Here is a 25,024-nt window from a genome sequence, read left to right as displayed (position 1 = left end):
AAGCCAATAACCTAGCTTAAGCTAAAAGCTTAATGTAGATTAAGAATCCATCAGCGTCTCTTGTGCTGCAGGTTTTTTAAAAAGCAGCCACAACAAGATAAAAAAAATCAGGTAGGCAATATTAAATCCCGCCGCGAGCAACCAACCCTTCAGTACAGACGAGGGTAGGAATCTCAAGGGCAACTGATATATAGTGATAAAAACAGGACTGATAAAGGCTGCCCAGCGAGGTAACTGTGTCCTCCGCATAAAAACCAGTATCGAAAACAGCAGCCAACCTACCATCAACACCACAATAGCCGTCCCCCAAGCAATATACAGTACCTTCGTAAAACCCGAGGCCGTCTCCAACAGATATGGATGAGCGACCGGATCGGTATGGTATATTGCTTTGTATATTTCACCCGTATAATAAAAGTCCGCATGACCGAGGGGCATCAGCATAACACTGACTATCAACACAAAATAAGTTCCCCAAGCATACCACCTGGATTTGTCGTTAAAATACTGATAGGCCAACCATACGCCCGGCAGAAATAAAGTAGCCGTCATCGAGGCTATCAGTGCACCAAACATGAGACGTTCGCTCGACCCTTTCAGCATGAGTACCGCAATACCCACATCCACCTGCTCCGCATAAGTCTTCGAAAAAAGTGGATATTCCGAAGGATCTACATCAAAACCTGCGACAAACATATCTCCGATAATCCAACATACCGCCGCCAGTATACTAACAATAAATGACCATTTAATTTTTGTAGTGTAAAGCATATCAAGAATTATTCTAAATAATATAAATATGCTGCAAAGATATTGTTAAGGAAGCTAGACAGAATCCGTCTAAAGGAGCAATTTATCCGCAGAACGGATTTTTTGAATGGATACTGAGAATACGCAACAGTCGTCTCTGCTTAAAAAACATTAAATCACTCAAAAAACAACCATAACCATTGGTTATAAGCACGCATTTTTATCACTACACTTTTAATTCATATAAACATTATAACCGACTAGATTTCAAACAATAACTACACACAAGACACAATTAAAAACTCCGAGTTCATCGCTACAAATCCGTTATGGATATCCGACTCCATAGGAATCTATATTACCGATTTTATCATGCTCAAAATAGTATTTTATCAAAGCAGTCGCTTCGCTCATCGTCACTGCTGTGACGGCAAATTTGATCAGATATTCATCTATCAGTATCTCCACTTTGATTTCTTTATTATCCGCTACTTCAGTCCTATCTAAGGGTTTCAATTGTAAATAGGAATCTCCGAATTCTTGGTTGTAAAACGTATTTTCATCATCCCAATTTAATGTGTAGAACAATGCAAGAGCTTATGGATAATTCATAGGTATTCCATAATGACCGTTGGATTTACTGTGTATTACTTTCTGTAGTACCATATTAAAAATGATTTATTGAATTCAAAATAAAAGCTATGATCAGAATTTCGCTATGGAATAGTAGATCCTGGTTATTCCTTTCCTGTTTTCTACCATTTTGTCAAAGCCTCTTTCTTTTGTAAAGATAGCGTCCAGTTTATCCCTGTTCTCCAAAATAGGCTTGCCATAGATCAAATTGGCAAAACCTACATGATACTTGACCAACTTTTCCTGGTAGCTGATCACGAGTTTAGCATAGTCGGAATCATTCCAAATATCAAAACTCGCAATCTTATCCAAATCAAACTGTCGTACCCCGTCCCCCTGGACCACGATGCGATCTGAATAAAATGCCATGATATATTTTTTAGCGAGGAATTTCGAAAAAATAAATGCGACACAAGCGAAGGACAGAATACCTAAGCCTCCCATAATACCGATTATTTGTCCCCTATTCAAATCGGTGATATTATTATGCATTACAAAACCCATAAAGGCTGCTACCGGGATCAAAATAGCTATCAGGATCAGCCCAATGGCTATCTGATATCTTTTGCTGCTAAGTGCTCTAAATGTCAGATTTCCGATCACTGTCAACGATACGGTATTATTTTCAATATTATTTTCCATGTCTTAATTTTCCGATTTATAGAATTTATCTTTTATTCCCCCACCAATAATCACCGCCCCATGACCACTATTTTAAACTAGCCATCAGCATATAGCAGCTCAATACTGACTAATACCCTTTTACAAAAAAAAATAATAACAATTAATAATCAATACATTATAACAACCAAACTAAACATAAACTTCACTACTATCCATCCATCAGATCGATAAAATTATGTGAGGCAGAAATGGCTAAAAAATTTATTCCATTGTCCACTACCTATGTAGTTACACTTAAATATACGGCAATCACAGGCCGCCCACAGCGGCAAATTGATATCCGGCACATTTTATTTACCATTCGTTATATGCAAACTATTATCCGTGCAAATGAATGTTCCATTAGCAAAAAAAAACTCTTGAAATATAGCAACCAGTGCTTAGTTATCACCAAGAGGTATCGTACAAGGCGTCAAAAAAACAACTTTCTCCATCAATAGATTTTTTGTTAGTACCTGGGAATATTGGTTAATATGAGCTTCCTCTATGTTATACCTTCTTTGACAGCAAAGCTATATCCACAGCCCGCTTAACGATCTGATGCTTCTCCCTAAGGCAGCTACCCTATAATTTATTTGGTAAATATGGACTGTTTTCTATCTTTGTATCACTAATTAACAAAATATTTAATCCACTGATTTTTTAATATTTCTCAACCGTATGAACATAATGAAATACTGGTTATGCCTTACGCTATTTGTTGCTTCAACAATATCGTATTTGCACGCCCAAGAGAAGGTCAATGTGATCCTTCTCGGAACGTACCATTTTAATAATCCAGGTAATGATGCTGCCAAGGTCATTGAACGAAATATTTTAAGTGAAGAAAATCAATTGGAACTTGAAGAGATAACAGATGCTATTATCCGTAAACATAAACCTGATCAAATATTTGTGGAGAGTGCGTTTTCCAGAAAGGAACATTTGAATTACCTCTACCGCTTATATCAGGATAATCAGTACAGCCGTTATACAGACACCTTACAGAACAAAACATATAAGCGCTACTTCACAGAGGGTGAAACTTTTCAGCTTGCTTTTCGCCTGGCAAAAAAATCAAGGCACCAAGAAGTTTTTCCGATTGATACAATGATAGAAATGCGATTTGATCTTCTGCTAAAATTAGTTCATGCTAACGCGGAATTAAAAAAAGAATATGACACACAAATCATCACCTTAGGTAAAAGCACGAATAAGGCTATCGAGCAGGAAAAACTAAAAGATGTATTTTTAAGTCTCAATGAGGATAGACATTTGACAGAAAATATAGGCTTCTATTTCTGGTTATCAAACAAAATAGGGATACAAGATGATTATTTTGCAGCCAAACTAGTCTCGGACTGGTATAAACGTAATTTATTTATGTATGCCAATTTTCAGAGCCAGTTGAAGCCGTCCACAAAAACAGTTTTTATCTTGGTCGGCGAAGGTCATGCTGCCATATTTAAAGACTTCTTACGGCATGATGATCACTTCAATCTGATCGAGTTAAACAATGCACTGTAACACCAATTTTATTCAGAATATGAACATAATAAAATATTTAAGGTACATAACCTTATTTTTATCTTTAACTATAACGACGCTACATGCCCAAGAGAAGGTCAATGTGATCCTTCTCGGAACATACCATTTTAATAATCCAGGTAATGATGCGATGAAAGTCGCTGAGCGAAATATTTTGAGTGAAAAAGATCAGTTGGGGCTTGAGGAAATAACGGAAACAATCCTCCGCAAGAATATTCCCGATCAAATATTTGTGGAAAGCGCATTTTCCCAAAAAAAACATTTGAATTACCTCTACCAGTTATATCTGGATAATCAGTACAGCCGATATACAGATACCTTGCAGAGCAAAAGATCTAAGCGCTATTATATCGAGGGTGAGACCTTTCAGCTTGCGTTTCGTTTGGCAAAAAAATCAAACCACCAAGAAGTTTTTCCGATTGACACAATGATAGAAATGCGATTTGACCTCTTATTTAAAGAGCTCAATGCAAATCCAGACTTAAAAAAGGAGTTCGACACAAAATTGGCCACATCAAGTAAAATTGGAAATGAAACACTTACAAAAGAAAAACTAAGAGATGTCTTTCTGGCGCTTAATGAAGACCATGCTTTAGCTAGGAATAAAGGTATTTATCTATCCCTAATTAATAAAGTGGGGATCCAAAATGATTACTTGGGAACTAAATTAGTCTCAGATTGGTTTAAACGCAACCTGATCATGTATAGCAATTTTCAAAGCCAGTTAAAGAGTACCACAAAGACGGTAGTCATACTAGTCGGTACGGGTCATGCCGCAATCCTAAGAGACTTTATTAAAAATGATGATCGCTTTAATCTGATCGACTTAAAAAATATTTTATAATCTTTGTTAACCTTTATCTGGGACCAAAATAAAGCAATCAGATTTAACCCAAAGTGCACAACAATAATGCGCTTTGGGTTTTTAGTTTTTAAATTTTCCTCTTTTTGCTATTTCACAGTTTAACTCCCGCTGTAGCGTTTCCTGCAATTGTGTGAGCAGCGGTTTCACTTATTCAGCTGTCAACTGTACAATTGCTGCTTCCAACACGGTATCCTTTCCCTTTCTAAAATCTGCTACTGTCGGTGACACGATAATATCAGGCTGTATCCCCTTACCAATAAACTCTCCGCCATCACCAAGTTTATCCCTCTTGGTGCAGATTCTTGCCGATCCACTACCAGGAAGATCAATCATCAGAGGTTGCCCCGAACTACCACCCGTAGCCTCGCCTATTATCTTGCCACGACCAAGTGATTTAAACGCGCCGGCAAAATCTTCTGCGGCGGAATAAGTTTGTCCACTGGTCAGGACAACTACCTGTTTTCCGAAATACGTATTCGGCATTGGATTCAAAAAATTTTCGCCAGTATAAAAACGCTGCTTATAATTCCATGCGCGGTAGGCCGAATTGTATAAGCGGCTTTGCATCTGATGGATCTTCGCTGGTTTGTTGATCAAATATCTGAGAATACGCTGGAACGAGATCAAAATTGACAAAATTATACTTTGCCTCAGACCAGAACTTCGACAGACCAGCCAGCTTTTCCTCAGCAGAGAGATTTGGTCTAAATGCTGTCACCAGATTTTTGGAATCCCAGAATGAATTTCTATTAAAGAACATAGCGTCCTCCTTTTTCCTATTTTTGGCATTTTCCGCTACTTCTTTTAAAATTTCTTTCCATTGCGGATCGCTATGAAGCGAGATAAAATCAGCATCCTGTGTTAACATGTCCACCTGATGGAGTCCGTCCTTCTGCACAGCCGCTTTAAGATATTTAAATGCCAATGCATGTTCCCCCGCCAAGGCAAAATAACAAGCCGAATTATAATTGGAAATTTCAGTATCTCAACTTAAAATAGATGCCTTCAATTTGGTTAGTTGTTCCTGTCCGGAAATTTTCGCTTGTCCATGACCAGAAGCTATAGCTAATAATGTACAGGTAAAAGTTAAAAGGATAGTCTGGTATCTCATTTAGGTTTTTTTTCAGTCGTTACCCCAAAGTATATGCCAAGGCTCAATAAGTTTCCGTATATCAATTTAGGCACTAAACACGAAATTTAACTGTTCGTTTTCGGACATGCTATTGTCCAATTATGAACATCAGAAATAACTTATCATTTCACTCCTATTTTCAGTGATTTAAAGAGTCATTACCATCAGCATCTGGAGACTACTATTTTGTCCATAAAGCGTATTTGGTTCCTACAATGAATAGTGAAAAATTTCCACATCGAGCAATAAACAATTACAATCCAGCAATTGTTCCTTTCTAAAAAAGAAGAACAAAAACTGACAGTCATGAATGATATTTTGATAAAAGATCATATTCAACAATTAAAGGATGTCGAAGCAGCTGACCTCTGGATAGACGAAAATTTTGCAAAGAAACTAGCTCAGGTGGACGGAACAACAGCTTTTGAGCGTCCCATCCCTGAAATGCACAGCATCGCAGAACTAGCATCCCATTTAATCGAGTGGCGCAGGGAAGTTTTAAGCCGCCTAAAGGGAAATCCAAGAGGACTTGAGATGAGTGATGCAGCAAACTGGCGAAATAATGATGAGTTAAGAAAACGTGGTTGGAAAAATCTAATGCAGGATCTTCACGCTACACAGCAAAATATTATTTCTTTTCTGGAAGGAAAAGATGATGCTTTCCTTCATACTGCTTACCCACATGCTGACACCTCCTTTCCACACGATTATAAGTACCTGTTAACGGGTTTAATTCACCATGGCATGTACCACCTCGGGCAGATGGGCATTACGATTAAGTTCCTTAAAATTCAACATTGAGATGTTAACACATCCATTCTCAATGATTTTACAAGAACGCGATATTTAGAAAGCACAGGAGCTGATTGGTATCCTTTATTTTTTCGTTACTGTATTCGGCCACTTTCACTTTCGAGCGCTGACTTTCGACTACGCTGTTCCTTTGTTGCCCCACGGCTAAATCTATAGCCAAAACTAAGACGCACCTGCCTTGACTCATAATAGCCATAGCTTGATGACTGCAAGCCGGGTAAATTCTGCGTGTATTTAATCTGGTTGCCTTTATAGACATCCGTCACGGCTAGTCTAAGCGTCGCTTTATCCTTCAATAAACTCTTTTGTAATGCAATATCCACTTGACTGATCGGTCTACTTATCGTATTTGCTCCACCAAGCCGCTTCGAGTTGTAGACCATTGAAATCTCACACCGCATCTTATTCGGCAGCTTAAAAGACTGAAGAAGGCTAACACGTCCCGCAGTCTGCTTTAAATTGAGGTTTTGGTACTGGTCAAATGAAACATCATTGTGGATATAATATAGCACTCCATTAAAGGTAATATCCCACCAAGGTTTTGGTGATAGCGTCTGAGTCAAGGATAGCGACCAATGCTTTTGTGTACCCACATTTTTACTGATCATCATTATTTTATCAGCTTCCAATGTATCCGTTATTTTGGCATTCAATTGATCCGTATACACATAATTTAAGCCGACAACCGTCGAGCTTTTTAGGGAATAAAGTAAGGAAAATCGTTGGGTCAGTGAAGGGATCAAAAAAGGGTTTCCTTTCCAGAAAGACAGCTCATCGAGCATATAGACAAAAGGATTCAGATCCTGATAGGCCGGTCTTTCAATACGCTTGGCGTATGACAGTGAAATCGTCTGTTCATTGACCAGTTGCCTCGTGATAGATAAAAAAGGGAAAAGATTAGTGAAATTTCTATTGATTTGATCATCCAGATCCTTTTCTTGCTCCCGATAAAATAAAACACCCTTGGAATTCGCATTTTCTAGCCGTAGTCCAGCTTGGAGAGACCATTCTCCGATCGTTCTTTTATAGTCAAGATATGCGCTAGCTATGCGTTCGTCAAAATGAAAATCATTGGACCGTCTATTATCGAGACTATCACTTGCAGGGCCGACATGATAAAACCGGGAATTGTTTTTAGAGCCTACGGCCGAATATTTGGCACCTGCTTCCAATTTTCCGTCCCACAGTTTCGTAGCGTAATCCACCTTTAGCCCTTTTAGATCAATATCGATATCATTCAGCGTACGGTACAGATTCTCGTCAAAGACATTTCCCCCATTGTCCCGATAGGTATTCGATTGCAGGTTTTTATTCCATTTATCAAAAAGACCGTAATCCAAATCCACATTTAGGCTACGACCCAGTGTATCTTCATATTTGTAGTTCAGATTAAAGTTGTAACGCATAGTACTCTGGCCGTAGTAATCGTTGATTGCATCAAGAGATTCTTCCCGCACAACCGAGGGAAGTGTGGCAATCGCCGTAGCTGTATTGGTCAGTCCGCCACCAAAGATAAAATTACCGTTTGCCAAAAAACCTATTGTATTTTTATCATTGAGAAAGTAGTCTACCCCCACCTGACCACCCATTTTCTGGCGCTTGTCCACATCGACCGTGTGGCTGTCATAGGATTTGCCGTTTTGCTGACGATGGGTCCCATACAAGTAATTGTAGTTACCCAGTGTATGGTTATAATTCCCAAATACATTGAGTTTATTCACCCGGTAATTGAAGGTCATATTCTGCAATTGCTTCGGGCTGACACCATAAGCAAAGGCACTTGTTATACTTCCATTCAATCCCTTCAACTGATTTTTCTTCGTTTTGATATTGATAATACCAGCTGCACCGCTAGCATCATATTTAGCAGAAGGACTATTGACAATTTCGATGGATCGAAGATTATTCGATGACATTGACTTCAATAGATCGCTGAGCTCCTTTCCCGAAAGAAAAGTTTGCCTCCCATCCAACAAGATCTGCACTCCGCTTTTACCGTTGAGCGTAATATCGACTTCATTTTCTATTTGTACCCCAGGAGCTCTTTTCAATGCGTCAAAAGCCGAAATATCCTGTGCTCCGATACTATTTTCTACCTGATAGACAATGGTGCCACCATCAACCGTCAGCACCGCTCTTTTGCCTTCGACTGTCACCGCTTCCAACTTATTTTCCTGTCGGGAGAGTTTTACGGTACCCAGATTGCCATTAGCAAGGTCAAATAGAGCGCTCCTATGATCCAGGTAGCCAAGGTGTTTTACCGCTATAAAATATTTACCCGGGATTTTACCCCGAAGCTGAAATGTTCCCAGATTATCAGTGTTTGTACTGGATACCAATACCCCGATGCCACTGTACAAGCCTACTGTAGCCAAGGCAACAGGTGACATCTCCGGATCAACCACCGCACCTTTGACCAGGTTACTATCATTCTGCCCATAGAGTATTCCACTCCATAAGAAGACAGTTGCAATCAATACGAGTTTTGTAAAATCAAATAGGATCATTGGCTACCCTTAATCGTCCGTAATGATACAGATAAAAAAGCAAGCTATGCAATAAAACGCAAAAAACCTCTTCTTTATTGATGTTCAATAAAGATAAAAAAAATCATAGTAACTGAATTCTGACAGGGCAATATCATATATCACAATCATATATAAATTGTTTTTAGTAAATTGTAAATCGAATAATTCGAACCAACCTTTTATCTATGAAAAATCCCATCGGCATCAAGGATATTGCTGAAATGCTTGGCATTTCTGTTTCCACTGTTTCACGAGCGTTTCGAGACACGCATGATGTCAACCCCAAAACACGTCAGAAAGTATTGTCACTGGCCAGGGAACTTAATTTTAAGCCCAACAAAAATGCAGCGGCATTAGCCTCAGGTTCAACAAAAAATATTGGCGTTGTCATTCCATTTATTACCAACTATTATTTCTCGACAGTTATTTCAGGTATTCAGGAGGAAGCCTATGAACAGGATTACAATATCATTCTTTATGTCACCAACGATAGTATGGCCCGTGAGCAGAGCCTACTGGAAAACCTATCGACCAGTAGCCTCGACGGACTTCTAGTCTCCATATCTTCGGATTCCTATATCAACGGACATTTTGAACGACTGATGGCTAAAGGGCTACCTATTGTATTTTTCGACCGGGTCCCAAATAATATCGTAGCATCAAAAGTTGTACAGGATGACTTTGCGGGCGCTTTTCAGGCAACAAGATTTCTACTCGAAAATGGCGCCAACCGTATTGCCCATATCGCTGGTCCGAAAGACCTCAAATTTACACAACAGCGGCTCAACGGTTATATTGAAGCATTGAAACAGTGCAACAGACCTTTGGAAGAGAACCTGATCGTACATTCCGGTTTCTCGCAAATTCACGGCAGTGAGGATACAACCAAACTACTGGCACTACCTCAGCGTCCCGACGCCATCTTTGCTGCCAATGACCGCAAAGCTGTAGGTGCAATCTTGTGCATCAAAAAACACAACTTGCGCGTAGGTATTGATATCAGCGTTATTGGTTTTACAAATGACCCCATCTGCACCGTAGTCGAACCCAATCTGACCACCATAGAGGAACCCGCCTTTGATATCGGAAAACGTAGCTGTGCCCTGCTGATCCGTCACATAAAAAATAAAGACTTCGAAATTCAGGATATTATACTCCCCGGAAAACTGGTGGTTCGTGATTCGGTGATCAACAAGATCACCTAATTAATTTTTATAACATAATTTGCCGGATATAAAAGTATAGTGTACCCGTATATCTTGATCAAACAGAACAATATCCGCATCCTTGCCGATATCTATCGCACCCATACGATCGTCGCAGCCAAGTAATCTTGCAGGGTTTAGCGTCATCATCTTTATGGCCGTTATAAGATCTAAACCAGCCATATTGATCATAGTCCTGATTAGCCGATCGGCGGTAGCGACACTCCCAGCAAAAGAAGAGTAATCAGGTAGTTTAGCAACACCATCTTCAACAATAACTTCAATTCCACCAGTAAGACTTCCCAATATACTTTTTCCTTCGGGCATACCTGCGGCCCGCATGGCGTCTGTAATCAGAATGATTTTATCATCACCCTTGATTTTATGGATCAATTTTAAAAAGGGTTCTGGCAAATGAACACCATCGGCGATAATCTCGACATCAATAGCATCTAGGAGCAGACAGCTCTCTATTGCCCCAGCATAACGATAAGCATTCCGTCGTGTCATTCCAGACATTCCCGAATACAAATGAGTTGCCAACCGATAGCCGTGTTCGACTGCTGGGAGGATTTCTTCATAGATAGCATCTGTATGAGCCAGGGCCAGTAAAATTCCATAGTCATGGACTTTCTGTCCAAAATCAAGCGCCCCCGGAAGTTCAGGTGCGGCACTCCATCGTGCAATCAGATGATGATACTGCTCGAGAATAGGCAGATACTCATTCGGGTCTGGATTTCGAATATAACGTGGATCCTGTGCCCCTCGCTGGTTCATCGCAAAATAAGGTCCCTCCAAGTGCAACCCCAAAAAGCGCGAGCCGTGCACGTTGCGGTTTAAAGCCTCCATATAGGTATCAAACAAAGCCAATAACTCACTTGGCTCACTGGTCAGTGTCGTCGGCAACATCGCTGTGGTACCATAACAGACATGTGTCTGTGCAACTTTTAGAAAAGCATCAACCGTATTATCCATAAAATCGGCACCACCACCACCATGCACATGGATATCAATAAATCCCGGGGACAAAAAAAGCCCCTTGGCATCCAGCCATTCACCTGGCTGCTCTTCCGCTGAAACTCGCTGCGTAGCGATATCCACAATTTTTCCCTCAGCAATCCTTATTGTTCCATTTTCAATGATGCGATTGGGTGTAATGATGTTAGCGTTTGTAATCGTTAGCATAGCTCAATTTTGTTTATTAAATATATTCCATGTGCGTAACCTATGGCCTTTGAATGCATAGAAAACTAAATATAGAAAACAAGGTATCAATATCCAATAGGCAGACTTTACATCAACAGCATCTGCCCATAATCCATACAGCAACGGTAATACGGCATTCCCACTCAGTCCCATAATCAACAATGCAGACCCCTGTTTTGCATAACTTCCCAAGCCTTCCAATGCTAGGGGCCAAATTCCAGCCCAAATCAGGGCATTGGGTAGCCCGATCAGTACGATGAACCAAACCGAAATATCCAAATCTTTATTCAAAAAATAGACAGAGCCATGCGATGTACAAACTAATAACGCCAGCATTAACCCAAGGATCGTACAAAATTTAAGCGCGAGTCGTTGGCTGCAAATCTTTGGGATTAGCACAATACCACAGAGATATCCACAGATCGTAGCAGTTAATGTATAAGATGGCAGAGCTTTGGCTTCCAACAGGGATAACCCCATCGATCCGGCATAATTAATTATGGTATCGATCGCAATGACTTGCGTTCCCACATGCAAAAAAATTGCCAGCGCCCCAAGTACCAGGTGTGGGAACTGAAAGATTCCTTTTTTGTTTATCCTTTGTCCATCCACTATAGTGGCTTCCTGTTGATCCAATTCTGGGAGAATGGAAAACTTGACTAATACCCCGATCAGAAACAGCACCCCACTTACGACAGTGTAAGGCCACACGACACGTAAAATCAACTCATCCAACGCGATGACACGTGACACCTCATCCATTGCTTCCAGTTGATTAAAAAGCGTATTGTCCTGAGGCCGCAGGATAACATATGAAAAGATCAGCGGAGCCAATATTCCGGCTCCTTTGTTACAGATCCCCATCATGCTGATTCGTTGTGCTGCCCGCTCTTTTTCACCAATCAGTGTAATATACAGGTTAGCGACAGTTTGCAGCACCGTCAATCCGGTACCCAAAGTAAACAGACCCACTAAAAAAATAAGGTATGTGCGTCCATAAGCAGCCGGGACGAATAACAATGCTCCCATTGCCATAATCCAAAAACCGACCATAATCCCATTTTTATAACCCAGCTTCTTTAATATATAAGATGCAGGCATCGACATCAACAAGTAGGAAATGTAAAACGCAAACGCTACCAAATACGACTGAAAATTACTTAATTCACATGCGATTTTAAAATAAGGAATCAGTATCGCATTTACCCAGGAGACAAATCCAAAAATAAAGAACATCAGTCCTATGATCCCTATGGATACCAATGTTGTCTTTCGATCTAAAGCAGTTGATGTCATCGCAGCGGATTATAGTAAAGAAGCTGATTCTTTGTCGAGATAGCAAGTACTATCCGTGTGTTGCTGTAATATGCTCGCAGGATGCCAGTTCGAGATCGTCCCGGAGAGGCAGTTCCGCACCGCCTCTGCTTTTCGTCTATCTGGTACGGCACATATAATTTTTCGGGATAACATAATCTGTCGAATAGACATACTGATAGCCTGAGCAGGAACTTCGTCAATCGATGCAAACCATCCCTCCCCCAGCTGTTGCTGCCTGCACTGTGTATCAAGGTTTACTACCAGATAAGCTCCACTGGCATCAAAATCCGCAGGCGGATCGTTGAAAGCTAGGTGTCCATTTTCGCCTATCCCGACAAAGGCAACGTCGATGGGATGTGCACCGATTTTTTTGTCGAGACGTTCACATTCAGCTTGGGGATCCCCTTCTCCATTAATGAGCACGACCTCTTTTAAAGGGGCTACAAGATTAAGAAAGCGCTCGGTCAAATACTTACGGAAGCTTGCTTTATGTGTTACCGGAATACCGATGTATTCATCCAGATGAAACATCCGTACTTTGCCCCAATCAATATCCGTCGCCGCTACAAGCGTTGCCAAAGTTTCAAACTGGCTCTGTCCTGTCGCCAGAATAATATTTACCTCACCATTTTCCGCTATTGCAGTTTTAATAGCCTCGATTCCGGCCTTTCCAGCCTCCAAACCCAGTTCTTCGCGTGTTTTAAAAGTTTTTAAGTTCACTTGATTTTATTTATTTATTTATTTATTTAGTTGATTTCAATACTTGTGTTGTTCCACCTTTTGTTAAGTTGATATCATGTACCAGATTATCTTTCCAGAGGCCATTTGTAAAATCTGGTATTTCAATCGGCTGGGAGCCATTAGCCACAGACCATTCGCTCAATGGGCCGATAACACTCCAGCTTGCGGCATCGTAGACATCCATATCGACCGGAAGCCCATTTCTAAGACAGTCGATCAATCGCCAATCCATCATAAAATCCATCCCCCCATGACCACCAATTGCTTTTGCTAGCTCGCCGATCTTGGTGATAATACCAGGAGCATACTTCTTTTCCAATTCAGCCATCTCCGTTGCTCCTAAAAAATCATCATGCCCTATGGCGATCTTTCCAGGCAATGGATATTTTTGAGCAAACGCCTTTGTACCGCTCACCAGATGAATACGCGAATACGGACGCGGTGAGCTTACGTCATGCTGCAGCATCATCGTACTACCGTCTGAGTTCATAATGTTCGACACATTAATATTTCCACGGAAAGGTTTATCGACATAACTTTCAAACTGCTTATTTACCTGTGCCATTTCCTTTGCTTTGGAATTAAGCATAAAGTCCTTTGAAGACATTGAGTTCATATAGTCCATTTTGTTGCCACGATTGATCCGAAGTATCTGGCAAATCGGCCCCAGTCCATGGGTTGGATATAGATTTCCGTTTCGAGCAGCATTTTCTTTGAGCCGCCAAAAATCGTATCGCTTTTTCTCATCAAAAAGGCTGTCCATGATATCATGGATATAAGCTCCCTCACAGTGGATGATATCACCGAAAAACCCCTGTCTTGCCAAGTTGAGCGTCAATAGCTCAAAATAGTCGTAACAGCAATTTTCGAGCATCACACAATGTTTTTTTGTTGCTTCGGAGGTTCTCACCAATCTCCAGCAGTCCTCCACCGTAATTGCCGCAGGGATCTCGAGTGCGACATGTTTACCCTGCTCCATGGCATAGATCGCCATATCAGCATGCATGCTCCAATGTGTAGCAATATAGATCAGATCAAATTGATCCGATTCACACATCCTTTTCCAATCTTCTCCAGTTTTGGCATAAATTGTGGCAACATGCCCTGACGTCTTAATCCGCTCCTTGGCTTCATGGGCTTTCTCCGGCCTGATGTCACAGATACCATTAATGCTGACACCAGCAATCTGGCTCATTCGTTCTACCGCCACCGAGCCCCGGTTTCCAACACCAATAAAACCCACGCGTACAGTTTCAATTTTGGGTGCGGCATAGCCCGACATGTTAAAAATGCTGTTATATTTTTTAGATGCTTCCAGCCGGATATGATCGAGTTTAGTACCCGAGGTTTCCTTTTCCTGTGCGGTGCAACCGGTTATTAGTCCAAAACCGGCTAGACCAGATAATTTTAAAAATGATCTTCTATTTGTTCCCATGGTCACTAATTGATCTGGAGAGTTCCTCCAATGTTAAACTTTCTTTTATACGCATTTACCTTATTCAATAATTGCTTTTTATCCTTTTCTGGGCAGCTTTTACCACTCCAGGGCATCAGCTCATCCACATTAATATCTTCCCTGCTCAATGCCAACAACAAGGGTATATCGCCCCACTTTAAAATTCCAGGAATATGGACGGCCATGTTGAAATTTTCCAGACTGCCGGTCATATCTGGCAGGTAACTGGCGGGCAATCGCCGGAGCTGCAGTATCCGTTGTTGTGGCGATAAGTCGCTGCTGATCAAGGCTGCCAAAGCAGTTTCGCGATAGGCATGAACAATCAGCTTATGGTTACCGTAATGCTGCTGCAGATAGTTACTTACAAGCGTAATCTCGTTGGCCCATATTCCCATCATAGTTTGCCCCATCCAAAGCATTGAACGTGAGATGGTATGAAAACGAGGTAGCGCCCCATCAATATGTTCGCCACTGGCTGAAGCTCGCTCCCCGAGGCCAAAGAGATCTATGATCGCAATGCCCTCGCCCCTCGCGACCATCTGTTCAATTTCCGTAAGATTAAGTCCCTGTTTGCCCTGATCGGGGAATAACACGTGCATTATCTTCCCTCCTCCAGCAGGCTCCTTAACGAGCAGCGGAATCAGTTGCCGCTGAGCCGTTTCGAGGATAATTCGTCGCCATCCTGCCTCAGGTAATAACGTTCTTACCGAAAGCAGTCGATCCGATTCGACCTTGGAGAGCAGCAGGCGGAGCTCCTGCAGATAGGTTTCTGTGCTCCGCCCCTTAGTGACGATTAACTTATTTTCAGCTAGCTTGAACTCCCTATTCACAAAGGCTGGTATCGTCATTATTTTTTCGCTTTTAATCCCATATTGCAACACCGACAAACGACTGGTATCGAGCATATGTACCGCATTTAGCTCAATTGGTAAGGACTGACGATAATTAAAGCTTTTATTAAACCAAGAGAGCATAGCTTTATTCATTTCAATTGTATAGCTGTGCGACTCATCAAATAATTCATACGCTAATCGATCTGCCGAGTCCTGTTGTTGATATGCTAACTTGCCAAGACGATACGACTTCAGCATCTGATGAACGTTAAATGCGGCGTTCCCATCTTTTAGGGCTGTAATGATCTTTACAGCCTTAGGAGCCATCGCCTGCAAGAGCTGCCCCTCTTCAAAATACTGCAGGCCATTAGGATGTAACTCACAGACACAGTTGCTATTCATAATATAAGAGCGGAAGGTACCTATACTGACTACCGGGACAGCAGCTTTGACGCGAGCATCCATTGCTGTTAGCCACATGGTCTGATTGCCACCACCACTGGCACCAGTAGCGCCAATTTGCTCTTTATTCACATAATCCAAGCTGCATAGCAGATCTATGGCACGTTTATTTTCCTGCAGCTGTATCCCCATTAGGGGTGTCCCCATATCCAGTAATAATGACCCCAGATTGGCCCCATGATATTCATGTTCGTGCCGACGTCCACGTTCCCCCGCCCCCATAGCATCGATACTAAGGCATACATAGCCATTGCTTGCTAGTATTTGAGATGTCCGTTGCACGATTTCACTACGACGTCCCGGTGCCCAATGACCGTGGCTGTTTAATATCGCTGGAAAAGGTCCTTGCCCTTTGGGAACATAGAGGTTGGCTGGGACGTATACGCCCGGCAGACTTTGAAAGATCAGATTATATACCATATAGCCACCACAGTCCAGGCTAGCAACAACCCGCATATCGAGATCACTATCGTCGCTGTTACCCAATTGAAGATTGGTATGAATCTGATTTAAGAGTTGTCCAGGGTCTACAATACGATCCATCGGCAGTTTATACAAGAGTTCATCCGCCTGACTTTCGATTAATTCCTTGAGCGGATCAATGTCCTTTGGGATGGATAGTATTTCCGGTAGGACTGTCTGTGCAGCTACCTGCTGTCCGAATGTCATCATAAGCGTGACTGTATATAGTTTAAAATTCATCCTTATTTAACCCTTAATCCACGTCCCACCAAAGTTTAGTTGCGGCGTTATCCGCTCCACCGAGCAAGGCACGACCCTTTGTCAATTCGGCAAAGTTGTCTGTCACTTCCGTCAAAGGGTAAGGCAACCTCTTGATAAATGTTCCAGCCGGCAGGTCGGGATTGTCGGACTGTAGCACCGCATACATCTTTGGGTATCCTGAACGACGATATTCAGCCCATGCTTCCATACCGTTGGGATAGATTGCAAGCCACTTCTGTACACCAATCTGTTCACGCTGTTCAGCCTCCGTACCGCTCCATTTAATTGGAGTTACGGCAACTGCTGGAGAATTATGGTAATCGCCCGGAGCGGTCGGTCTATTCGTTGAGGAAAGGTAATTGCGGATGATTGTTTCATCATTGACACCCCATTGCGCCATACTCAGACGTATTCCTTGTTCGTAGAGCACCTGTGCTGTACCATCCATATTCCAACCATTCAGAGCGCCTTCCGCACGCAGCATAAACGATTCGGCGGCGCACATAATATGAAAATTCTGTGTAAAATTACCTTCGAGCACTTCGCCATTGTACCGCACCCAGTAGGTACCCACATTGGAATTGGCTCTCGACTGATTTCTTGGCTGCCCAAGATCGGTGGCTATAGCTCCATTACGCACACTGTTAAAGACTTTTCCACTCAAGCTGGGTTGAAAATAAATACCCAATCTTGGATCTTCATAGCCTTTGAGATATGAGGCTATCGTTGAACTCATCGAAAATTCGTTCCAAACAGCCACCTGCGACAGACCGTTGGTATCGTTGCCCGAGAGTGACTTGAGCATGGTGGCATTTTGACCATTACTGGTCATCACACCTGCTGCCACCGCAGCTTCAGCTTCAAACTTTGCCTTTATGGGATCTACTTTTGATATCCGAAGAGCGAGCCGGAGGCGCATGGAATTCGCAAAGCGGATCCAATTTTCAACATTTCCGTTATACATTAGATCATATCCCTGAAAGATTGTTGTGCCCGAAGGCAGGGCTTTCAGCTGGTCTACCGCTGTCGTAAGACGAGTAAAAAAATCTGCATAGATCTTATCCATCGGATCGTAAGGAATGACATCGCGAGCCTCTGCTGCTGCAAAATAAGGGATCGGACCAAAATGATCAGTCAAGCGGTGAAAGGCATATACCCACATAATATTCGCGAGTGCCGCTTCCCCTGTACCAGACTCGGTATTATCCATAATACTTTTAAGCTGCGGCGCGGTATCAACATACACCACAGTCCAGAATCTCCGCTGCCAGTCAGGTGTCAGCAGGTAGCGATCCGTACTGAAAGAATTAGTTGTCAATGCAAAATACTGTCCATATAGATCGGCGCCAAGATTCTGTACGGTTTGGTAAAAAGAACGGTTCAACGCAGCCGAAGACTGTGCTTTTGCAAACATAAAGGGCAGCTCACGCTGTGTGATCACCGTGATGTTGTTGGGATCGCTGTTAATCCGATCAAAATCTTTGCTGCAAGAAATAAGGCTCAATCCTAGCAAAGCTCCATATAGCATGTTTCTTCTCATGTTTACAACTGTTAAAAGGTTAATTTTAAGTTTAGCCCGAATGTCCGTACCGACGGTGGTAGTCCAACTTCCACACCCTGATAATTGCCAGCTCCCAGCGCAGCCTCGGGGTCTATCGGGTTTTTTGTCTTCCCAATGCCCGGTATATCCAGTTTGGATTTTCCGCGGTAGATGAAAAAGAGGTTACGTCCTGTTAGGGATAGCCCAGCATTCTTGAATACCGAGGTATTCTTTAAGTCCAACCTATAAGTAATGGACAATTCCCGGAGCCGCACATTAGTCATGTCATAAGTAAAAAACTCACCCCAACCATCCCGGCCATTTTGCGATACACGTGTCCACAACTGCTGTGCGGTGATGGCTTGTGTATTGGCGGCACCATTGGCATCCACAGCATCCAGTACGAGACCACCTTCGCGATACATTGAGGTGTAGTCTGCTACACCAAAGGCTGCGAGGTAGGCTGAAGTTCCTGAGACTATTTCTCCTCCAATTCTTGCATCCACTAATGTATTGAGCGTAAAACCCTTGTATGAAAAGGAATTGGACCAACCCAATAAAGCCTTGGGATTAAAGTTACCTAATTTTTGATTCGCTTCTACCACCGGCAGCCCACTACCATCTACCACAAATTTTCCACGCTGTGGATCACGTTTCCAAGCATAACCGTAGAGGTCACCATACTTCTCTCCTTCGTTTACCACAACTGTGGCATACCTGTTATTGTCGGTAATATTGGCTCGTTTTGTTTTATCGTGCAATGCGATTATCTTGTTGGTGTTACTGGCAAAATTCAACGTCGTCTCCCAAGAAAAATGTTCGCTTTTTATAGGCGTTGCCATCAGCTGCAGCTCAAGTCCTCGGTTTTCAATATCCCCTGCATTGATGTATTGCCGGCTATAACCGCTAGCCATAGGCAGCCCCAGAAAGAGTAGCTGATTTACCGTATTGCTTTTGTACAAAGTCAGGTCAAAACCTAGTCTGTTTCCAAAGAATTTCATATCAAGACCTGCTTCAAATGACTTGGTCAATTCGGGTTTTAGGTCTGGAATAGCTTTAATCGGCGAACGGGAAATAAATCCATTTCCGGCTCCCAATCCAAATGAATAAAGCTGTCTGAGCAGATACGGATCAGCATCATTACCAACCTGAGTATAAGATGCTCTAATTTTTCCAAAATTGACCCAAGCAGGCATCTGTAACAACTCATTGAATATCGCAGACATACCAACAGAAGGATAAAAATAACTGTGCGGTGCTTTCAATGTTGAAGTCCAGTCATTACGGGCAGTCATATCCAAAAAAATAGTATTGTCAAAGGATAGCTGTGTACTGGCATAAACGGAATTGAGGCGGCGCTCGTAGCCTGCTATAGCTAAAAACTCAGGCGTCGTTGCCATTTTCAGGCTAAACTCATTTGGAATGGATAGACCATTGGCCATATTCTGAAAACTACTGTATTTCCGACGTAGTGTACTAGCCCCGAGATTGTAGGTAATGGCGATATGTTCTGTCAACGGATTTTTACCGTTGATCAGAAAGTCAAGGTTACTTTCTTGGTACCGGGCATTGGTCTCATAATATTTCCCCCCTTTGCGCACATCGCCAACAGATACTGTACTCGCAAAAAAGGAACCATCCGTATTATCAATATATTTATCAAAGCTATATCTGCCCATGATGCTGATCCAGTCCCTAAGCTGATAAGTCGCCGAACCCAGTGCTGTAATGCGATCACGTACTTCATTGACAGATGTACGGTTGATACTCCAATAAGGATTATCGTAAATGGCCGATCCAGACCAGTATTTACGTAGGGGCTGACCTGTATTGGGATCGATGGTCTCATAATCCATCAGTTCATTTTTATCCATGTCCCGTGGAATAATATAGGCTTCAACAGGAATCCCCATATCCCCCAGGCGTGGCCGGTTGTCAATCTGCTGATTGACATAATTGAGTTTGACATCCGTTTTCAATTTGGGAATAAGCTCCGTATTGACGCGCAGATTAAGGCTGTTACGTTTAAGTGAGTTACCCTGGATAATCCCGCCGATTTTGTTGTTGGCATAGGAAACATATCCCTGCAGCTTCTCTGTACCACCATAGGTGCTGATACTGTTATTGAAAGTTGCCGAATTTTCATAGAAGTCCTTAACATTATTTTTATAGGTTTGTGCCTTTGGTCCCCAACTCTCCCCGATGTTTGTCCCGCTGACACCACCATTTCCTCGGCCATAGGTATTTTGAAACTCGGTAAGTAGGTTGACCTGATCAAAGAAGGCACTTCCGTTGTAATCTATCGTATATCGTCCTGACTTTCCCTGTTTGGTCGTGATCAGAATTGCCCCGTTTGCAGCTCTGCTTCCATACAACGCCGCTGCTGAGGGACCTTTGAGTACGTTGATGGATTCCACATCATCCGGATTGATATTGGCAGCACCATCACTGGTACCGTAGTTATAGGTCGTACCAGTTGCCTGCTGTGCACTTGAATTGTCATATGGTACGCCATCGACAACGATCAGGGCATTATTATTTCCTGAAATGGATTTGTTACCGCGGAGAACCACCCGTGCTGAAGCACCGGGACCGGAGGCGGCAGTGGTAATAACAGCACCGGCCACTTTACCCGTGAGACTGCTCATGATATTCCCGCTATTGTCCCTAGCGTCATTAACGGCACTGCCACTAAGCTGCTGTGTTGCATAGGTAAGTCCTCTTGTTTCCCGTTTGATACCAAGTGCTGTTACCACAACCTCATCGATGGTAAAATTCTCCTGTGCAAGGCCAACGGTCAATAAGCCTGCTGCCGTCACAGGCAACTCCGCCGATTTATACCCGATCAAAGAGAACTTGAGTCTATCCCCCACCGCAGCCCTGATACTAAAATTACCTTCTTGGTCTGTGTGCTCCGCCAGCTGCGTGCTGAGGTTTAGCACCGTCACTCCCAGTAGCGGTTTCTGATCCGTCGTGCTGATCACCTTTCCTGTCCGGGTGCTTGGCTGTGCATGAGCTCCCTTGGTAAAAAGGAAGAAATAACAGCCAATTAGCCCCACAAAAAACAAATGTTTACTGTCGATACGAGCTATCATAATTTATCGATTTAAATTGTTGGATTTTAGTTTATTTCCATTGCGTTATACCCAAAGAAAGACCTTTGGAGAAAGAAATCCAACAGATTGCCCGAATAAAGTAGCGGTAGCGTTACCGAAAATCCGCCGTCTATATAAAGCGTTCAAACGACCAACAAAACTTTTCTGACAGTGTGATCAGAGCAAATCGGACCGATAACGTTACCATTGATTTCCATTGTTGTTTTTCATAATAAACAGTAGAATTGTAAATCAGATCGAAACCCGATTGCCGCGCTAAAAAAACGAACAATGGAAAATAATAAAGCCACATTATCTTGGAAGCAGCTGAACGCTATAGATCCCACATGGGTCGATATCCCCGAGCTGTCTCTATTGACACTACCTGAACGGGTGATCCAATTTGGCACTGGAGCCCTTTTGCGTGGCCTACCTGACGACTATATCCACCGAGCCAATCTCGCTGGCATCTTTCAAGGCCGCATTTTAGTCGTCAAGTCGACCGATCAAGGCAGTACAACAGCCTTTGAACAGCAAAATTCGCTCTATACTTTACTTGTACAGGGGTACGAAGATGGACAGCATATCGTCTCTAGACAGGTCAATGCTGCTATTTCCCGCGTATTGTCTGCACAGCAACAATGGCATGAAATCTTAAAGACCGCCAGATCTCCCGAAATGGAGATCCTGATTTCCAATACCACCGAAGCTGGTATTGTCGGCTCCGAAGGTACAATCCATGACAGTCCTCCAATAAGCCTTGCCGCTAAAATACTTGCTTACCTATATGCTCGTTATCGGCATTTCGATGCGGATCCGACCAAAGGGTTGGTCATTATACCTACCGAACTCATTACAGACAATGCTGTTGTACTTAAAGATATTATCCTCAATTTATGTCATCAGCAACAACTTGAAGACACCTTTATCGATTGGGTTGATCAAGCAAACTACTTCTGTAATTCGTTAGTAGACCGGATTGTCCTCAATAAGGTAGCCCCAGAGACACTGCCTTATGTGGATTCACTTGCGATAATGGCAGAACCCTACCGGCTATGGGCCATCGAATCGGATAGCATTGTTGTACACAACAAGCTGTCTTTTGCAGCCCTGGATCCATCGATCAAAATAGTTCCAAATATCGCTAAGTACAAAGAGATTAAGCTCCGCCTGTTAAATGCGACTCATACACTCTGCTGTGGGCTGGCTATACTTTCCGGTATTGCAGATGTCAAAACATTCTTTACAGATGCAGTCCTGGACTGTTATATCCGTCAGATCCTTTTCAAGGAAATTGGCCCTAGCCTACTGCAAACAGGAATTCTAACTACAGAAGCTGACCAGTTTGCCCATACCGTCATTGACCGTTTCAAAAATCCATTTCTGTCCCATCAATGGACTTCCATTGCCATACAATTCAGCAGTAAGATCAAGACCCGTGTGCTTCCTATACTGCCTTATTGGTATGGCCAGCATCAAGCTCCCCCCACAGGGGTCGCCATCGGCTTTGCAGCCTATATTTTGCTGATGCAGCAGACTACTAAAGAAAACGACTTTCATGACGATTACCGCAGCGCAGTACAATTACATCTGCAACAGCGTGATCCTATTCCATCCTTACTAGCAGACCAGCAGATCTGGGGTGAGTCTCTCCTAAACTATTCTGGACTTGCCTGCATGGTCAGTGAAATTTTACAACGTATTAAACAGTTGGGACTACGCAGCACCATAGTTGATTATCTTTTCGAACAGCAAACAGTATGAATACACTTAAAATACATCCCAAAGACAATGTAATTGTCGCACTGAGGGATTTATACGCACAGACTACCGTAAGAAACGGATCCAACACGTATTACCTCCATAATGATATTCCGGCCAAACATAAATTTTTTATAGAGGACCTGAAAGCTGGGCAAGAGGTCCTGATGTATGGTGTCGTCGTTGGCCGTTTAACGCAAGATGTGACACAAGGCAGTCTGATGGACACTGCCAATACCCAACATGCTGTGGATTCTTTTCAATACCGAGGATTTTCACAACAATGGACACCACCAGATGTCAGCTCATTCAAAGATCGACATTTTATGGGTTACCGCCGTGCAGACGGTCGTGTAGGCACTGCGAACTACTGGCTATGTATTCCAACCGTTTTTTGTGAAAATAGAAATATTGATGTCCTCCGGCAGGCCATGGAGGAAGAACTGGGTTACGGCAGTTCCAATATATATAAAAATTATACTCGGGCTCTATTGCGCGCTTATGATTCTATTGAAAACCTAGAGCAAGTGGATCTATCACCCGAAAACACGCAACATGAAGCACGTGTTTTTACACACGTTGACGGCATTAAATTTTTACAGCATCAAGGTGGTTGCGGGGGAACCCGGCAAGACGCAACTGTACTTGCCCATTTATTAGCCGCCTATGCGGATCATCCCAATGTTGCTGGTGTTACTGTATTGAGCCTAGGCTGCGAGAATCTACAAGTCGAAGACTTTCGCGCTGCACTATTCCATCGCAACCCCCAATTTAACAAACCGTTGCTTGTATTTTCGCAGCAGCAAATAGGAAGTGAAAGAGCTCTTATGCAGCATGCCATTAAAGAAACATTTATTGGCATGGTCGATGCCAATAAACTGCGACGAACACCACAACCAATCAGCAAACTTACCCTTGGCGTCAAATGTGGTGGTAGCGATGGCTTCAGCGGCATCTCTGCCAATCCCGCAGTAGGTTACTGCTCGGATCTTCTGGTTGCTCTGGGAGGCAAGGTTCTCCTGGCCGAATTTCCTGAACTCTGCGGGGCCGAGCAGCAGCTCATCGACCGCATGCAAGATGCAGAAACCGCTCATAAATTTATAAAGCTGATGAGTGACTACAGCTTTGCAGCTGAACAGGCTGGGTCCGGCTTTCATATGAATCCTTCACCTGGGAATATTAAGGATGGCCTTATTACTGACGCCATAAAGAGCAATGGAGCTGCAAAAAAAGGAGGTACTTCACCTGTAATAGCTGTTCTGGATTATACCGAACCGGCAAACAAAGCTGGACTCAGTCTTGTCTGCACCCCTGGCAATGATGTGGAAGCAACGACAGGAAAAGCCGCCGCTGGAGCAACCCTCATGCTATTTACTACAGGTCTAGGCACACCGACAGGCAATCCAATCTGCCCGACGATCAAAATAGCCACCAACAATCGACTAGCCACCCACATGTCTGATATCATCGATATCAATACAGGAGCCATTATCGAAGGCCAGAAGACAATTGAGCAAATGGGAATAGAAATCCTTGAATATTGTATTTTGGCAGCCAGCGGAAAAATCATTCCTAAAGCAGTACAACTTCGACAGGACGATTTTATTCCTTGGAAACGTGGCGTGAGCCTTTAAGTCTTCTTTCCATCAAACAGAACTATTTTAATATCCGCTTGAGAAGACTTATGATTCGCTAACCGCAGCTAAATTCTCCCATTTGCATACTTACGTACGGCATGAAGGAGTGTCCCATT

Annotated in this window: 19 protein-coding genes; 6 read left to right on the top strand and 13 right to left on the bottom strand. The window is 42.8% G+C overall.

The annotated features are described in order from the left end of the window. Nucleotides 1-39: 39 nt before the first annotated feature. The 3 genes from LC454_RS14345 to LC454_RS14335 form a co-directional block, all read right to left on the bottom strand. The gene (locus tag LC454_RS14345; RefSeq protein WP_223583185.1) at nt 40-771 is read right to left on the bottom strand and encodes a DUF6796 family protein; all 732 of its coding nucleotides are present in this window, start codon (nt 769-771) and stop codon (nt 40-42) included. A gap of 306 nt (nt 772-1,077) precedes the next feature. Beyond that, nucleotides 1,078-1,338 (bottom strand): hypothetical protein, encoded by a 261-nt coding sequence (locus tag LC454_RS14340; RefSeq protein ID WP_223583184.1) that lies wholly within the window; start codon nt 1,336-1,338, stop codon nt 1,078-1,080. Nucleotides 1,339-1,455: 117 nt separating this feature from the next. After that, the gene (locus LC454_RS14335; protein ID WP_223583183.1) at nt 1,456-2,025 is read right to left on the bottom strand and encodes a hypothetical protein; all 570 of its coding nucleotides are present in this window, start codon (nt 2,023-2,025) and stop codon (nt 1,456-1,458) included. A 702-nt stretch (nt 2,026-2,727) separates the two neighbouring features. Between LC454_RS14335 and LC454_RS14330 the strand changes: the two genes are divergently transcribed. Both LC454_RS14330 and LC454_RS14325 read left to right on the top strand, forming a co-directional pair. Then, nucleotides 2,728-3,573 (top strand): DUF5694 domain-containing protein, encoded by an 846-nt coding sequence (locus LC454_RS14330; RefSeq protein WP_223583182.1) that lies wholly within the window; start codon nt 2,728-2,730, stop codon nt 3,571-3,573. Nucleotides 3,574-3,592: 19 nt separating this feature from the next. Next, on the top strand, nt 3,593-4,438 hold the full coding sequence (locus tag LC454_RS14325) for a DUF5694 domain-containing protein (RefSeq protein ID WP_223583181.1): 846 nt from the start codon (nt 3,593-3,595) through the stop codon (nt 4,436-4,438). Between the two features lie 168 nt (nt 4,439-4,606). Here LC454_RS14325 and LC454_RS14320 read toward each other — a convergent pair whose 3' ends face one another. Both LC454_RS14320 and LC454_RS14315 read right to left on the bottom strand, forming a co-directional pair. Continuing rightward, nucleotides 4,607-5,026, bottom strand: a complete 420-nt coding sequence (locus LC454_RS14320) for a S41 family peptidase (RefSeq protein ID WP_262903081.1) — start codon at nt 5,024-5,026, stop codon at nt 4,607-4,609. Further along, nucleotides 4,980-5,435, bottom strand: a complete 456-nt coding sequence (locus tag LC454_RS14315; protein ID WP_410528661.1) for a TPR end-of-group domain-containing protein — start codon at nt 5,433-5,435, stop codon at nt 4,980-4,982. The genes LC454_RS14320 and LC454_RS14315 overlap by 47 nt, the downstream gene beginning before the upstream one ends. Nucleotides 5,436-5,897: 462 nt before the next feature. On the opposite strand from LC454_RS14315, the gene LC454_RS14310 reads away from it, so the two are divergent. After that, nucleotides 5,898-6,392: a DinB family protein gene (locus LC454_RS14310; protein ID WP_223583178.1), complete on the top strand. Its 495-nt coding sequence runs from the start codon at nt 5,898-5,900 to the stop codon at nt 6,390-6,392. Between the two features lie 86 nt (nt 6,393-6,478). Here LC454_RS14310 and LC454_RS14305 read toward each other — a convergent pair whose 3' ends face one another. Further along, nucleotides 6,479-8,911, bottom strand: a complete 2,433-nt coding sequence (locus LC454_RS14305) for a TonB-dependent receptor (RefSeq protein WP_223583177.1) — start codon at nt 8,909-8,911, stop codon at nt 6,479-6,481. Nucleotides 8,912-9,117: 206 nt separating this feature from the next. Between LC454_RS14305 and LC454_RS14300 the strand changes: the two genes are divergently transcribed. After that, complete coding sequence (locus tag LC454_RS14300; protein WP_223583176.1) at nt 9,118-10,137, top strand: LacI family DNA-binding transcriptional regulator; 1,020 nt, start codon at nt 9,118-9,120, stop codon at nt 10,135-10,137. Here the strand turns inward: LC454_RS14300 and nagA are convergent, their stop codons facing one another. The 7 genes from nagA to LC454_RS14265 are packed head-to-tail and all read right to left on the bottom strand — an operon-like array spanning nt 10,138 to nt 21,510. Then, nucleotides 10,138-11,322 (bottom strand): N-acetylglucosamine-6-phosphate deacetylase, encoded by a 1,185-nt coding sequence (nagA, locus tag LC454_RS14295; RefSeq protein WP_223583175.1) that lies wholly within the window; start codon nt 11,320-11,322, stop codon nt 10,138-10,140. A 3-nt stretch (nt 11,323-11,325) separates the two neighbouring features. Beyond that, entirely contained in the window at nt 11,326-12,639 is a 1,314-nt protein-coding gene (locus LC454_RS14290; RefSeq protein ID WP_223583174.1) for a sugar MFS transporter, read from the bottom strand. A gap of 9 nt (nt 12,640-12,648) precedes the next feature. Beyond that, entirely contained in the window at nt 12,649-13,380 is a 732-nt protein-coding gene (locus tag LC454_RS14285; RefSeq protein ID WP_223583173.1) for a glucosamine-6-phosphate deaminase, read from the bottom strand. Between the two features lie 22 nt (nt 13,381-13,402). Then, nucleotides 13,403-14,836: a Gfo/Idh/MocA family protein gene (locus LC454_RS14280; RefSeq protein WP_223583172.1), complete on the bottom strand. Its 1,434-nt coding sequence runs from the start codon at nt 14,834-14,836 to the stop codon at nt 13,403-13,405. Nucleotides 14,837-14,841: 5 nt separating this feature from the next. Continuing rightward, the gene (locus LC454_RS14275; protein ID WP_223583171.1) at nt 14,842-16,854 is read right to left on the bottom strand and encodes an alpha/beta hydrolase family protein; all 2,013 of its coding nucleotides are present in this window, start codon (nt 16,852-16,854) and stop codon (nt 14,842-14,844) included. Nucleotides 16,855-16,867: 13 nt separating this feature from the next. After that, entirely contained in the window at nt 16,868-18,415 is a 1,548-nt protein-coding gene (locus tag LC454_RS14270) for a SusD/RagB family nutrient-binding outer membrane lipoprotein (protein WP_223583170.1), read from the bottom strand. An 11-nt stretch (nt 18,416-18,426) separates the two neighbouring features. Beyond that, nucleotides 18,427-21,510, bottom strand: coding sequence for a SusC/RagA family TonB-linked outer membrane protein (locus LC454_RS14265; protein ID WP_223583169.1), 3,084 nt, complete (start codon nt 21,508-21,510; stop codon nt 18,427-18,429). Nucleotides 21,511-21,801: 291 nt separating this feature from the next. Here LC454_RS14265 and LC454_RS14260 point away from each other — a divergent pair, with 291 nt between their 5' ends. Next, on the top strand, nt 21,802-23,274 hold the full coding sequence (locus LC454_RS14260) for a tagaturonate reductase (protein ID WP_223583168.1): 1,473 nt from the start codon (nt 21,802-21,804) through the stop codon (nt 23,272-23,274). Next, a complete protein-coding gene (locus LC454_RS14255; protein WP_223583167.1) occupies nt 23,271-24,905 on the top strand; it encodes a UxaA family hydrolase in 1,635 nt (544 codons plus the stop codon). Before LC454_RS14260 ends, LC454_RS14255 begins: the two co-directional genes overlap by 4 nt. Nucleotides 24,906-25,024: the final 119 nt, after the last annotated feature.

The organism is Sphingobacterium sp. GVS05A (assembly GCF_019969845.1).
GTDB lineage: Bacteria > Bacteroidota > Bacteroidia > Sphingobacteriales > Sphingobacteriaceae > Sphingobacterium.
This window is presented reverse-complemented; position numbering and strand designations above follow the sequence as displayed.